Origin of the sequence: Streptomyces sp. PsTaAH-124, assembly GCF_000373685.1 — a bacterium.
Classification (GTDB): domain Bacteria; phylum Actinomycetota; class Actinomycetes; order Streptomycetales; family Streptomycetaceae; genus Streptomyces; species Streptomyces andamanensis.
On sequence record NZ_KB892164.1, the window covers coordinates 169,581 to 183,404 of the forward strand.

General features: G+C 73.2%; 11 protein-coding genes. 3 read left to right on the forward strand and 8 right to left on the reverse strand.

Features of this window, described 5'->3' with window-relative positions:
- Nucleotides 1-314: 314 nt before the first annotated feature.
- Both B086_RS0111585 and B086_RS46200 read right to left on the reverse strand, forming a co-directional pair.
- Nucleotides 315-1,733, reverse strand: a complete 1,419-nt coding sequence (locus B086_RS0111585) for a sulfatase (RefSeq protein WP_018566575.1) — start codon at nt 1,731-1,733, stop codon at nt 315-317.
- 192 nt (nt 1,734-1,925) lie between these two features.
- Nucleotides 1,926-2,021, reverse strand: coding sequence for a putative leader peptide (locus B086_RS46200; protein WP_420712546.1), 96 nt, complete (start codon nt 2,019-2,021; stop codon nt 1,926-1,928).
- A gap of 98 nt (nt 2,022-2,119) precedes the next feature.
- Between B086_RS46200 and B086_RS0111590 the strand changes: the two genes are divergently transcribed.
- Nucleotides 2,120-2,713, forward strand: coding sequence for a hypothetical protein (locus tag B086_RS0111590; RefSeq protein WP_018566576.1), 594 nt, complete (start codon nt 2,120-2,122; stop codon nt 2,711-2,713).
- 43 nt (nt 2,714-2,756) lie between these two features.
- Here the strand turns inward: B086_RS0111590 and B086_RS0111595 are convergent, their stop codons facing one another.
- From B086_RS0111595 to B086_RS0111615, 5 genes are all read right to left on the reverse strand, one after another.
- Nucleotides 2,757-3,704 carry a DUF4232 domain-containing protein gene (locus B086_RS0111595; RefSeq protein ID WP_018566577.1) on the reverse strand — a complete coding sequence of 316 codons (948 nt, stop codon included), beginning with the start codon at nt 3,702-3,704 and terminating at the stop codon, nt 2,757-2,759.
- 123 nt (nt 3,705-3,827) lie between these two features.
- Complete coding sequence (locus B086_RS0111600; protein WP_018566578.1) at nt 3,828-5,696, reverse strand: serine/threonine-protein kinase; 1,869 nt, start codon at nt 5,694-5,696, stop codon at nt 3,828-3,830.
- Nucleotides 5,697-5,788: 92 nt separating this feature from the next.
- A complete protein-coding gene (gene add / locus B086_RS0111605) occupies nt 5,789-6,820 on the reverse strand; it encodes an adenosine deaminase (RefSeq protein WP_018566579.1) in 1,032 nt (343 codons plus the stop codon).
- Nucleotides 6,821-6,846: 26 nt separating this feature from the next.
- Nucleotides 6,847-8,616, reverse strand: coding sequence for an adenine deaminase C-terminal domain-containing protein (locus tag B086_RS0111610; RefSeq protein ID WP_018566580.1), 1,770 nt, complete (start codon nt 8,614-8,616; stop codon nt 6,847-6,849).
- Nucleotides 8,617-8,661: 45 nt separating this feature from the next.
- Nucleotides 8,662-10,215: a purine-cytosine permease family protein gene (locus B086_RS0111615; RefSeq protein WP_018566581.1), complete on the reverse strand. Its 1,554-nt coding sequence runs from the start codon at nt 10,213-10,215 to the stop codon at nt 8,662-8,664.
- A 198-nt stretch (nt 10,216-10,413) separates the two neighbouring features.
- On the opposite strand from B086_RS0111615, the gene B086_RS0111620 reads away from it, so the two are divergent.
- On the forward strand, nt 10,414-11,475 hold the full coding sequence (locus B086_RS0111620; RefSeq protein ID WP_018566582.1) for a LacI family DNA-binding transcriptional regulator: 1,062 nt from the start codon (nt 10,414-10,416) through the stop codon (nt 11,473-11,475).
- Nucleotides 11,476-11,606: 131 nt separating this feature from the next.
- Here B086_RS0111620 and B086_RS0111625 read toward each other — a convergent pair whose 3' ends face one another.
- Nucleotides 11,607-12,143, reverse strand: a complete 537-nt coding sequence (locus tag B086_RS0111625) for a GNAT family N-acetyltransferase (RefSeq protein WP_018566583.1) — start codon at nt 12,141-12,143, stop codon at nt 11,607-11,609.
- A 187-nt stretch (nt 12,144-12,330) separates the two neighbouring features.
- Here B086_RS0111625 and argG point away from each other — a divergent pair, with 187 nt between their 5' ends.
- The gene (argG, locus tag B086_RS0111630) at nt 12,331-13,773 is read left to right on the forward strand and encodes an argininosuccinate synthase (protein ID WP_018566584.1); all 1,443 of its coding nucleotides are present in this window, start codon (nt 12,331-12,333) and stop codon (nt 13,771-13,773) included.
- Nucleotides 13,774-13,824: the final 51 nt, after the last annotated feature.

Below are 13,824 nucleotides of genomic sequence, written 5' to 3' on the forward strand. Positions count from 1 at the left end.
GCTGACGCACGACGAGAAGCTGCGTGATCAACAACTTGTTGAAGGCTACGCCTGGACCTGACGGGGGAATTTCACCAGCACGATGTGACAGCGCGGTTACGTTTGGAGATCGCCGCTGTTGAACGGGGGTCGGAACGGCGGCCGCCGGGACAGAACTTGATCATGGATTCGAAACCTTGGCACGCCCTTGGGGGTTTCCGGAAGAAAAACCGACCAAAGCGTGAAGGGTGGGGGCGCCGCGTGGGGCGGCTGGTGCGCGCGGCGGGCGGTGCGCCGGGAGGACCCGGCCCGCGCACCGCCCGCCGGCTCGCCGCTCAGGCCGCCGGATAGGGCAGCAGCGTGCTGTCGATCCGCTCCCAGGCGGACCTCAGCCCGGCGAGCAGCGCCGGGCGGTCCGCGGCGAGGTCGGCCTGTTCGCGGGCGTCCGCGACGAGGTCGTACAGATGGTCCCGGCCGTTCGCGTCCCGGTAGTACTTCCAACGGCCGCGCCGCAGCGCCCGGTTGCCGCGCACCCGCCAGAACAGGTCGCGCTCGGGCAGGTCCTCGCCGCGCAGCAGATGTCCGGCGAGGCTGTGTCCGTCCAGCGGGTACGCCGGGTCAGGGCGGGCACCGCCCAGCTCCAGCAGGGTGGCCGTCCAGTCGGGGGAGTACACCGGTTCGTGGCTGACCTGCCGGGCGTCGACGGCGGCCGGCCAGCGCAGCACGGTCGGCACCCGGATACCGCCCTCCAGCAGCTGCGACTTGCCGCCGCTGAGCGGCCACTGGTACGAGAAGCGCTCGCCGCCGTTGTCGCTGGCGAAGACGACGACCGTGTTCTCCTCCTGCCCCGAGCGGCGCAGCGCGGCGAGCACCCGACCGACCGCGGCGTCCAGGTCCTCCACCATCTGCCGGTACTTCTCCACCGAGCCGCCGTCGCTGTGCAGAAGAGCGCCGAGCACGTCGCCCGCGCGGATCCGCCCCGCGATCCGGGCCGCCGTCTCCTCGTCCCCCTCGGTCAGCCAAGGCCAGTGCGGAGTGGTGAAGTTGAGGTTCAGCAGCCAGGGCCTGCCGTGCGGGCGTGCCACGTACTCGGCGGCCCGCTCGGTCAGCACGGTGGTGTAGTAGCGCAGGTCCTGGTAGGTGGCGTCGCCCTCGTACAGGTCGTAGTCGCCGAGCTGGCCCAGCTTGGAGAAGTACTCCAGCGCGCCGCCGAAGTTGCCGAAGAACTCGTCCCAGCCCGACTTGGTGGGGCTGTGGTCGGGCAGCCAGCCGCAGTGCCACTTGCCGATCAGCGCGGTGGCGTACCCGGCCTTCTTCAGCAGCGACGCCACAGTGGGGTGGCCAGGGTCCAGGCCCTGCGTCCGGTCGCCGATGGGCTCGGCCAGACCGCCCCGGGTACGGCCCGGGTAGCGGCCGGTGTAGAGGCTGAACCGGGTGGGCGAGCAGGTCGCCGAACCGGCGTACGCGTCGGTGAAGCGCACTCCCTGGGCGGCCAGCCGGTCCAGGTTCGGTGTCCGGATGTGCGGGGCTCCGTAGGAGGAGAGGTCCGCCCAGCCCAGGTCGTCGCCGAGGATGAACAGGAAGTTGGGGCGCCCGCCGGGCCGGGCGCCCCGGCGGGCTCTGAAGGGCCGTTCGTCCCGGTCCTGGGCGGGCACCGTCGCCGCGTCGGCGGCCGGGGCGGCGACGGCGCCGACCGCGCCGCCGCCCACCAGACCGCCGAAGGCGCGGCGGGAGATGTTCGAAGTGTCGGGCATGCGGGATCCTTGTCCGGGCGCTCCCGGGGGCGGGGCGCGCATCAGTGGAGGGAGCGCCGCCGCGTACGGCGCACGGCACGCCCGGCCCTGCGGACCCGGGCGCGCGGGGCGCGCGGCGACGGCGTACGAAGACGCTCCCCGGAACCGGGAAGCGGGATCACTGCGAGGAGAGGGCCGAGGGCCCTTGAGGGCTCAGCGACAGATCGCGCTGGACTGACGGCACAGATCGACGTGCCGCCGCTCCACGAGCGCGGCGCACGCACCTCGGCGAGCAGCGGACGGCCTCATGCCGAGCGAGGCTGCCAGCCACCCGTCGGCCCGTCAAGAAGGGTCCGGATAGCGGGAATCGGCCGGGGCCGTGCCCGCACACGACCCAGGCTCACGTCGTGGCCCTCCCCGGAGCGGAAGAGATCCGTGCGCTGCACCTGCGGCACGCCCCGACGCAGGAGGCGTTCGACCTGGTGCACACGCACCGCGTGATCGTGCGGCACCTCACCCGCGCACTGCTCGCCCGCGCCCCGGTGCGCGCCGGCACCGAACCGGCGCCGGCCGGTGCGCTCCTCCACGACATCGGCGTCCGCCGGTTCTACGGCCCCGACGGCACCCTGGACGGCGCGGACCACGTCCGGCACGGCGTGCCGGGGCACGAACTGCCGTGCGAGGAAGGGCTGCCGGAGGAACTGTGCCGCTTCTGCTCCCCCCACACCGGTGTCGGCCTCCCCGCACACGACGTCCGCGCCCAGCGGCTCCCGCCACCCGGGGACCGCCTCGCGGAGACCATGGAGGAGCGGGCGGTGATGTACGCGGACACGTTCCACAGCAGGACCGCGCCGCCGGTCTTCCTGACGGCGGCGGCCTACGCCCGCCACGTCGTCGGGTTCGGCGCGGACAAGGTCCGCTCCTTCGACCGGTTGCGCGCGGAGTCCGGCGAGCCCGATGTGCGGGCGCTCGCCGCGCGCTTCGGACACGCCGTGCGGTGAGAGCCGCGGCGGCCGGGGCGGAGCGGCCGTGCGAGGGGGCCGCTCACCCGGTGGTCCCCGGGTCGCGGGTGGCGGGCCGGTCGGGAGTCGTGTCCTTCTGCCAGGCACCGGTGCCGAGCTTCCCCGTGGTGCCGAGGTCCAGTTCGGGGGTCACGGTCACGGGGGCGGCGCCGGGCCCGGCGACCACCCGCACATAGGGCGCGTCGACGGGATCGCTCTCCAGGCCCGTGGTGTTGCGCCAGACCAGCGTGGCACGCGCGCTCTCCCCGGGCGCCAGCACCAGGGGCGTGGGCTCGCCGTCGGCGCCGGTCCCGGTGGCGATCGCGGCGCCGCCGTGCAGGACGCGCACACCGTCGACCGGCCGGTGCCGCTGGTCGAACAGCCGTAGCTGCGGATAGCCGTCGAGCCGGTAGGCGCGCGTCCCGCAGTTCGCCAGATGCAGCCCCACGACGCGCAGCCCCATGGCGGCGTCGCCCCGGTCGGCGTAGACACGTACCCCGGACGGCGGGCAGGGGCCTGTTTCGGACGGTGCCTCGGCGGTGGGGACGCTCCTCACCTTGATGACCCGTACCTGCGCCACGCCGTCCGAGCCCGGGGGCAGCACACCGGGGTCCACCGTGCGCCGCACGGTACGGCCGGGCGCGACCGGCGTCACCGTCTGCACCGCACTCACCTGGGCCGTCGCGGAGTTGGTGAGCAACTGGTAGGTGATCGTGTAGGTGAGGGTCTGCCGCGTGTCGTTGGTGACCTCGAACGCCGGGCAGCCGTTCTCGATCACGGTCCTGACCCGGTCCGTCGCCGTGTAGTCGGGGTTCGCGCCGGTGCCGGGGGTGCCGGGAGCTCCGGACGGGGCGGGTACGGCGCAGGCGGCGGAGGGCCGGCCGGGCGCGGCGCCGGGCCCTCGGGCGGCGGACTGCTCCGTGCCGCAGGCCGTGAGCAGCAGTCCGCCGGTGGCGAGGGCGACGGGGAGGACGAGGAGAGCGCGGCGCATGGGCCAAGTCGATCATCCGCGCCGCCCCGGGGCTGTGACGCACGGCACGTTCGTCCGTCACGGAGGTGTCACGACGTCAGGGAACGGGCGGCTCCGGTTCCCACCTCCGTCCCACCGGGCGCCTCAGTCCTTGTCGTTGGGCATCGTCCGGGTGACCCGGCCGCGGGCGGTCGCTTCGAGATAGCCGCTCTCGTGGTACTTGTTGCTCAGATAGACGGCCATGCCGAGCGGGGTGTCCCACGTCGGGTTCGGGGCCCGTACGTCGACGTAACGGCTCGACACCTCCTTCACGTTCAGGACCTTGTCCGCACGCTTCAGGAGGGCGGGGACGGCGTCCCAGTCGAGGTCGTCGATGTCGAACGGACTCTCCAAGGGGGTCACCGTGCCGCTGATGATGCCCTTTTGCGCGCCCTGGCCGGGGCGGTAGGTCCAGTTGTCGTAGCGGGTCTTGCTGCCCGCGACCATCACACTGGCCGACGCGTGGTCGGAGTAGACGACGAAGGAACTCATCCGGTCCGTGCCCGTCGCGGTCTTGAGCGCCTGCACGGCGGAGCGGATACCGGCCGGGGTCAGCAGGTCGGTGTCCTCGGCCCGCGCGGACGGCGCCGTCCCGGTGCCGCTCACCGTGGACGACGCGGACGGACCCGAGCTGGACGTGCCCGGCGTGGACCTGCCCGAGGCGGTCGCGGCCGGGCCGCTGCCGCGGTCGCCCGCGTCGGCGGAGTCGCCGTCCGGGAGGAACGTCCACAGCAGGGTGACGGCGAGCGCGGTCACGGTGACGGAGGCACCGAGCGCGAACCACCGCCGCTTGCCGGGCCAGGACACCCCGGAGGGGTGAAGGGGGCCGCCACCGTCCGGCACCGGCCGCCCGGGATCACCGCCGGGCACCGGCCGACTCGGGCCGGGCCCGGGCGCCGGGCGTCCGGGGACGGCGTCCTGGACGTCCTGGACCGACCGGACGGGGACGGCGTCCCGGACGGAGGCGGAGGCGGTCGTCGCGCCGGGTCCGCCGGCCGCGGGCGGAGCCAGGGGGTACGAGGTGGCGGTGGCCCCCGCACCGGCCGCGGGACCGGGTGTCCCGGCGGGCACGGCGCCTGCCGCGGGACCCAGACCGGGACCGGGTCCGGACGGGGCACCGGCGGCGGGCGGCCCGTCCTGCGCCGCCTCGGCGAGCATCGCGTCCACCGCCGCCGGACCGGGGCGCGCGGCGGGATCCTTGACCAGCACGGCGGTCAGCAACGGGGTGAGCACACCGGCCCGCTCGGGCGGCGGGAGCGGTTCGTTGAGCACGGCCGCCAGGGTGGCGAGCGTCGACGCCCGGCGCAGCGGGTGACGGCCCTCCACGGCGACGTACAGCATCATCGCCAGCGACCACAGGTCCGCCCCGGGGCCGCCCTCGCCGCCGGAGACCCGCTCGGGCGCCATGTAGTCGGGGGTGCCGATGACCGAGCCGGTCGCGGTGAGCGCGGTCGCCTCGCGGACGGCCGCGATGCCGAAGTCCGTGAGGACCGGGCGCCCGTCCGGCCGCAGCAGTACGTTGGCGGGCTTGACGTCGCGGTGCTCGACGCCCGCCTCGTGGGCGGCGCGCAGCGCGGCGAGGACGTCACGGCCCAGGCGCGCCGCCTCCCGCGGCTCCATCGGGCCCCGGGCGAGGCGGTCGGCGAGCGAGCCGCCGGTCACCAGCTCCATCACGAGCCAGGGGTAGGTGCCCTCGCCCGCGTCGACCACATGGTGGATGGTGACGACGTTGGGGTGGTCGACGCGGGCCAGGGCACGGGCCTCGCGCAGGACCCGGGCGCGCAGCAGGGCCGCCGCCTGCGGGTCGTACTCCGCGAGCGTCGGGTCGGGCGGCCGTACCTCCTTGAGCGCCACGACCCGGTCGAGCACCAGGTCGCGCGCCCGCCAGACCGTGCCCATGCCTCCGCCGCCGAGCCGTGCCTCCAGCTCGAAGCGGCCGTCGATGACCCGCCGCACGGAACCCCCCTCGCTCATGACCCGAGCCTACGAGACACCTGTGACACCACCCGCACCGGGCCGCCCGCCGGACCCCGTCCCGGCGGAGCGGGGCCCGGCCGGGCCGGAGGTCACCGCGCGGCGTTCTCCGCGTACGCCGCCAGTTCCGCGAGGAACTCCTCGCGCACGGCGGGCGCCGCCCAGGAGATCTCGATGGCGTTGCGCTGGAGCCGCACCAGGTCGGCGTCGGACAGCTGCGCCGGACCGCGCAGGGCGGCCAGGTTCTCCGCGACATAGCCCGGGAAGTACGCCGGGTCGTCGGAGTTGACGGTCACCTTCACGTCCGCGTCGAGCAGGGCGCGGATCTCGGCGGCCTTCATGCCGTCGGTGACATGGGCGTTGGAGATCGGGCACACGGTCAGCCCGAGGCCGCGCTCGCGGATCCGGGCGAGCAGGGCCGGGTCCTCCAGGGCGTTCACGCCGTGGTCGATGCGGTCGGCGCCGATCTCCTCGACGACCTGGCGGATGTGCTCCGTGGAGTTCTCCTGGTCGACGTCGCAGTGCATCGTCAGCCGGTAGCCCTCGGCCCGCGCGCGGGCGAACACCTCGCGGAACTTCACCGGCGGGTTGCCCGCCTCGTCCGAGTCCAGGCCGACGCCGACGATCCACTCCTTGTACGGCATCGACTGCACCAGCGTGGCCATCGCGAACTCGGCCTGGAAGTCGCGCAGGAAGCACATCACCAGGCGGCCCCGGAACCCGGTGGCGCGCTCGGCGTCGTCCAGTGCCCGGGTCAGTCCGCGCACGACGGTGTCGAAGGCGACCCCGCGCGCGGTGTGCGCCTGCGGGTCGAAGAAGATCTCCGCGTACCGCACGTTCTGGGCGTGCGCCTTGGCCGCGTAGGCCGCCGCGAGGTCGTAGAAGTCCTGCTCGGTGCGGAGCACGGACATCCCCTCGTAGTAGACGGCGAGGAAGCCGGGCAGGTCGTGGAAGTCGTACGCGGCGCGCAGCGCGCTCTCGTCGGCGTACGGCAGCGCGATGCCGCCGCGCTGCGCCAGCGCGAACTTCAGGGCGGGCTCCAGCGTGCCCTCGATGTGCAGGTGCAGCTCGCACTTGGGCAGGCCGGCGATGAACGCGTCCACGGGTGCGGGAGCGGTGGTCATGACGGTGAACTCCTCTGCGGGTGAGGTCAGTTGGCGGGGCGGACGATGTCGACGACGTCCTGGGTGCGGTAGTTGACGACACCCAGGTCGGTGACGGCGTACTCGGGGATGGCGGTGATCTCCAGGAAGATCAGATAGCCGAAGGCGGACGGCAGCGCGCAGCCGAGGGCACGCGCGGCGGCCTCCAGGCGGCCCTCGGCCGCGGCCATCTCCTCCGGCGCGAGGTCGGCGACGATGCCGGCCACCGGCAGCGGCAGGAACTCCCTGATCTCGCCGCCGTCCACGACGACCTGTCCGCCGCCCCGCTCGGCCAGGTGGTTCACCGCGAGGGCCATGTCGGCGCGGTCGGCGCCCACGCAGACGATGTTGTTGTCGTCGGGGGCGGCGGAGGAGGCGATCGCGCCGGAGCGCAGGCCGAACCCGTTGATCATCGCGGTGACGGTCCCGCCGCCGTTCTTCCCGTAGCGCTCGGAGACCGTGACGTACAGGGCGTCCTGGGCCGGGTCGGCGCGGACCGTGCCGTCCACGACCGGCAGCGTCAGCTCCACGCCCTGGCGCACGAACGGCACCGTGCGGTCCATCTCGACCACCAGCACCCGGGCCTCGTCGCCCTCGGCCGCCACCCCGATCGACTCGCCGGTGAGCGGCTTCACCCGGAAGGCGGGGGAGAGGGCGGCCGAGCGCTCGGGAGCGCGCGGCGCCTCGGTGGTGCGGCCGTCGCGCGCGACGAGCTTCCCGCGGGCGAACACCTGCTCCACCCGGAAGGACTCGGGGGAGTCGATGATCAGCACATCCGCGTAGCGGCCCGGCGCCAGCGAGCCGACGAGGTGGTCGATACGGTACATCTCGGCGCAGTTGAGCGTCGCCATCTGGATCGCCTCGACGGGCCGGACCCCCGCGGCGATCGCCATGCGGACCAGCTTGTCGAGGTGGCCCTCGCGCAGGATGTCGGCGACGTGCATGTCGTCCGTGCAGAAGCCCACGCGCCGCGACTGGGCGCCGAACTCGGTGACGGTGCGCACGTTCTCGTTCATGAAGTGCGCCACCGACGACTCCCGGATCAGCAGCGACATGCCCGCGCGCAGCTTCTGGAGCGCCTCCTCGGCGGTGTAGCTCTCGTGGTCGAGGCGGACTCCGGCGGCGGACAGGGCGTTGATGGTGGTGGGCGCGGCCATCGGGGCGCAGCCGAAGACGGGCAGCCGGTTGCGGTGGGCCAGTTCGAGGGCGCGCAGCACCTTCTCGTCGCGGTTGAGGACGAACTCGGCGACCGTCTCCCACACGCCGAAGCAGTCCGCCCAGCCCTGCGTCTCGGCGTGCTCGTCGGGCCCGAAGGTGAAGCCGACGGTGGTCTCGGGCAGCGTGTAGGGCGTCTTGAACGGGGCGCCCCAGAAGATCTTCATGGGGCCGGCCTCCGCCTCGCGCAGCGCCTCGCGCACCCCGTCAAGACCGGCGACCACGAGGAACTGGTCGAGCCCGGAGACGACCGAGGTGGTGCCGTACCGGACGACCGCGTCGGCGAACATCGTCACCGACAGCTTGGAGCACTCCAGGTGCAGATGCCCGTCGATGAGCCCCGGCGTCAGGTACTTGCCGCTCGCGTCGACGAACTCGGTGTCCGGTCCCACGTACGCGCTCACGTCACCGGTCGCGGCGATGCGGTCGCCGGTGACGGCGACGTCGGCCGGGTAGATCTCGCCGGTGCAGACGTTGACGAGCTGCCCGCCCCGGATGACGCGGTCCGCCTTGGTCACGCCCTCGGAGGCGTCGATGAGCTGGCGCAGGGTGGGGTGGTTCATGGAGTGGCTCCAGAGAGTGGGAGGTGCGGGAGGTGCGGGGCCGGCTCAGGCGGCGGTCGCGGGTACGGGCGCGGTCGCGGCTTCGGCGCGTACGGTGTGGCGGGCCAGCAGCCAGTACACGCCCCCGGCGACCAGGGCGCCCGCGAACACGGAGAGGTCCAGGCCGCCCGCGGCGCGCGAGAGCGGACCGGTGAAGACGGCCGAGTCGACCCAGAGCACGGCGGCGGCGCAGCCGAGCAGCACGGCGAGCAGTCCGGCCGGGCGGACGCCGCCCTTGTGCCAGTAGACGCCCTTGCGGCCGGTCCCGTCGGGGAACAGCGAGGGCACGTCGTAGCGGCCCCGGCGCAGCGCCCAGTCGGTGAGGTAGACGGCGGCCCAGGGGGCGAGCCAGAGCACGATGAGGCTGAGGAAGTCGGAGAGCAGGGTGTAGAAGTCGGCGGAGAAGACCGCCCAGAGGGTGATGCCGGTGCACAGCGAGAGGTCGACGAAGACGACCATCCAGCGCTTGACGGGCAGACCGACGGCCAGCAGGTTCAGGCCGGAGGAGTACATGTCCGTGGTGTTCACGGCGAGCAGCGAGACGATCGCCAGCAGCAGGTACGGGGTGGTGAACCAGCCGGGCAGGATCTGCGGCAGCCCGGAGACCGGGTCGGCGGCGTCGGTGGTCGCGGTGGCGACGGCGGCGCCGAGGATCTGGAGCAGGACGTTGGGGACCATGCCGCCGAGCGCGGCACAGGCGAACACCTTGCGGGGCGGGGAGCCGGCCGGCAGGTAGCGCGAGTAGTCGCTGCCCATGTCCGCCCAGGACAGGCCGCCCGAGGCGGTGACCATCGCGAGGACCAGGGAGACGGTCACCAGGGAGGGCGCCTGGCCGTGTCCGGCGAGGTCGGCCTTCGGGAAGACGAGGACGGCCATGACCGCGAACATCGCCGCGAAGATCCAGGCGAAGTACTTCTGCACCTTCATGATCAGGTGGTAGCCGGCCAGCGGCAGCAGCATCTGGAGCCCGGCCGCGGCGGCGATGACGAGCACCTTCACGGGCGTGGTGGCGGTGATGCCGGCCTGGCCGAGCAGGGCGAGCCCGGCGAGCACGATCAGCACCATGCCGCCCGCCTCGAAGCCGACGAGCATCACCCAGCTCAGCAGGGCCGGGAGCTTCCCGCCGCGCGGCCCGAACGCGGCCCGGGAGACGGAGTGCGTGGAGGTGCCGGTGCGCGGCCCCTGGAGGCTGGTGAGACCGGTGACCGCGAAGCCGAGCACATTGCCGACGACGATCAGCGCGACGGCGTACCAGAACGACAGCCCGAAGGAGACGACGAGCGCCCCGTAGACGACGGTGAAGACGGTGGTGTTGGTCCCGGCCCACAGGCCGAGCAGCCGGCTCGGGCCGCCCTGGCGCTCCTCGGCGGGCACGGCGTCGATGCCGCGCTGCTCGACCGCGAAGACGGACGTGCCGGAGGCGCCGGGGGCACCGGAGGCGGCAGATGCGCCGGACGTGCCGGAGGCGACGGACGGAGCGGACGCGGAGGGTCCGGGAGAACCGGCGGGCGCGGAGGTCCCGGGCGGTCCCGGCGGGGCGGCGGCGTTGGCCTCGGCCATGGGTGCAGGCGTCCTTTGCGGACTCGCGTCCCGGCCTGGAGGGACGGGACGGGCGGGCGTACGGGGAGGTCCGGCGCGCGGCCGGAAGAGGTGCCGAAACGTTTTGGCAAAAAGCCGGGCGACGCTGCCCAATCGTTTTGGCATTGAGGTGGACGGTACTGCCCAAACGTTTTGGCAGTCAACCGGTAGGCTCGCCGCATGCCAGACGTCACAGAGCCGACCAGCCACCGCGCCCCGCGTGCGGCCAAGGGGGGCGGCGGGCTGCGCGAGGTCGCCCGCCGGGCCGGTGTCTCCGTCACCACCGCCTCGCACGCGCTCAACGGAGTGGGCCGGGTCGGCGCCGAGACCCGCGCCCGCGTCCTCGCGGTCGCCGCCGAGATCGGCTACCGCGCCAACCCCAACGCGCGCGGCCTGCGCGGCGCCCGCACCGGACTGCTGGGCCTGACCCACCGCACCGCCGTCGAGGGCGGCATCACCGACATCGAGTACTTCGTCAAGATCGTCAATGCGGCCACCTGGACGGCGATGGCGCACGAGTACTCGCTGGTGCTGGTGCCGCCCTCGCTCGACGGCCGCCCCTTCGACTCGCTGCCGCTGGACGGCACCATCGTCATCGACCCGCTCACCGACGACCCGCTGCTCACCCGGCTCTCCGCCATGGGCGTGCCCGTCGTCACCACCGGCCGCGACCTGTCCCGCAAGGACACCTTCCCCTCGGTCGACAACGAACTGTCCACCTGTGCCGTCTCCGCCTTCGACCACCTCGCCGCCACCGGGGCCCGCCGCATCGGGCTGCTCACCGGATCCACCGGCCAGTCCTACGACGAGGACGCGGCGAGCGCCTACCGCGACTGGTGCGCCCGCACCGGCCGTCCCGTCCTCATGGACCGCGCCGAGCCCGGCACCGACTCCACGGCCGCCGCCCGGCGTTTGCTCACCCGCCCCGACCGGCCCGACGCCCTCTACGTCGTGATGGAGAAGTTCGGCTTCGCCACCGTGGCCGTGTGCCGGGAACTCGGTCTCACCGTCCCGGACGACGTGCAGATCGTGGTCGGCGCCGACGGGGAGTTCGCCCGCGGCGCTCGCCCCGCCCTCACCGCCCTCGACCTCGCCCCCGAGGAGATCGGCCGGCAGGCCGCGGAACTCCTCATCGACGTGATCCGCCACCCACCGGCGCCCGGCACCGCCCCCCGCCACCGCCTGGTCCCGGCGAAACTGCTGCCCCGGGCCTCGACCAGGCCGGTACGGGCACAGGACTGAGCCGTACGCGAGCGCGCCCTCCGGGCGCTCTCAGTGCCGGATGAATCCCGGTGCCCGATGAGGATGAACCCGATGAAGATGAAGGGGAAGCGGCGGAAGGACGTGGAAGCGGCGGGAGGGGGCGCGGCGCGTCACAGACCGCGGCGCCAGATGCGGTCGTCGTCGATGCGGTCGCCGAGGGTGAAGGTGCAGTGTCCGGCCTCTGTGAACCCGTACCGGTGGTAGAAGCGCTTCGCGCGCTCGTTGTGGTCGAAGACCGTGAGGTAGATCTCCGGGGCCCGGTCGGCGGTGGCGGTGGTCAGGGCCCACTCCATGAGGCGGGCGGCGACCCCGCGGCCGTGCCATTCGGCGAGGACGTAGATCTGCTGGAGTTCGAGAGCGCCGGGCGACGGGGCCGGGGCCGGGGCCCGGAGCGGGGTGAGCTTGGCGAAGCCGACCGGTGCGGACCGGTGGGAAGCCACGAGCCAGCGGACCGCCGGGTCCCCGAGATCCTGCTCCATGGCGCCCCCGGGTCCGTAGGCGCGGTCGAGGAACGCGGTGAATGGGTCGGCGTCGTACAGGTGTCCGAAGGTCGCGGAGAACGACGTGCGTGCCATCGCCCTCAGCGCCTCGTGGCGGTCCGCCTCGGGGGCGGCGTAGGTGATCGACTCGTTCGTGTCCGGATGCACGGGGCGTCTCCCTGTGGGGGTAGACGCCCTTCGAGTACAAGGGAGTCCGAGCGTGGCGGGACCGGCCCGGTGCAGCGTCTCTCGGACTCGGCTCGGAGGGTAGCAACGTCCCGAGCGGGCCGTCCATCACGACGGCGCGCGGACGGGCGGCTTTGCATGGTCATGCGTGAGGGTGCATACTCTTCCTATGTCAAAGGTCCTCACCTCCCTTCCGGCCGGCGAGCGCGTCGGTATCGCCTTCTCGGGCGGCCTCGACACCTCGGTCGCCGTCGCGTGGATGCGCGACAAGGGCGCCGTCCCGTGCACGTACACCGCCGACATCGGCCAGTACGACGAGCCCGACATCGCCTCGGTGCCCGGCCGTGCGAAGACCTACGGCGCCGAGGTCGCGCGTCTGGTCGACTGCCGTGCCGCGCTGGTCGAGGAGGGCCTTGCCGCGCTCACCTGCGGTGCGTTCCACATCCGCTCCGGCGGGCGCTCCTACTTCAACACCACCCCGCTCGGCCGCGCCGTCACGGGCACGCTCCTGGTGCGGGCGATGCTGGAGGACGACGTCCAGATCTGGGGCGACGGCTCGACCTTCAAGGGCAACGACATCGAGCGGTTCTACCGCTACGGCCTGCTCGCCAACCCGCAGCTGCGGATCTACAAGCCCTGGCTGGACGCGGACTTCGTGACCGAGCTGGGCGGCCGCAAGGAGATGTCGGAGTGGCTGCTCGCCCACGACCTCCCCTACCGCGACAGCACGGAGAAGGCGTACTCCACCGACGCCAACATCTGGGGCGCCACCCACGAGGCCAAGACGCTGGAGCACCTGGACACCGGCGTGGAGACCGTGGAGCCCATCATGGGCGTGCGGTTCTGGGACCCCGAGGTCGAGATCGCCACCGAGGACGTGACGATCGGCTTCGACCAGGGCCGCCCGGTGACCATCGACGGCAAGGAGTTCTCCTCCCCGGTCGACCTGGTCATGGAGGCCAACGCCATCGGCGGCCGGCACGGCATGGGCATGTCGGACCAGATCGAGAACCGCATCATCGAGGCCAAGAGCCGCGGCATCTACGAGGCGCCCGGCATGGCCCTGCTGCACGCCGCCTACGAGCGCCTGGTCAACGCGATCCACAACGAGGACACCCTCGCCCAGTACCACACCGAGGGCCGCCGCCTGGGCCGCCTGATGTACGAGGGCCGCTGGCTGGACCCGCAGGCGCTGATGGTCCGCGAGTCGCTCCAGCGCTGGGTCGGCGCGGCCGTCACCGGCGAGGTGACCCTGCGGCTGCGCCGCGGTGAGGACTACTCGATCCTGGACACCACGGGCCCCGCGTTCAGCTACCACCCGGACAAGCTCTCCATGGAGCGCACCGTCGACTCGGCGTTCGGCCCGGTGGACCGGATCGGCCAGCTCACCATGCGCAACCTCGACATCGCCGACTCGCGCGCCAAGCTGGAGCAGTACGCGGCGATCGGCCTGATCGGCAGCGGCACCCCCGCCATCGGCGCCGCCCAGGCCGCCGCGACCGGCCTGATCGGCAGCATGCCCGAGGGCGGCGCCGAGGCCATCGCCTCGCGCGGTGAGGGCTCCGACGACGAGATGCTGGACCGGGCCGCCATGGAGTCCGGCACGGACTGACGGCACACCGACCGCGGGCAGCGGCGTGTACCGGCCCCGGTGGGAGGGCCC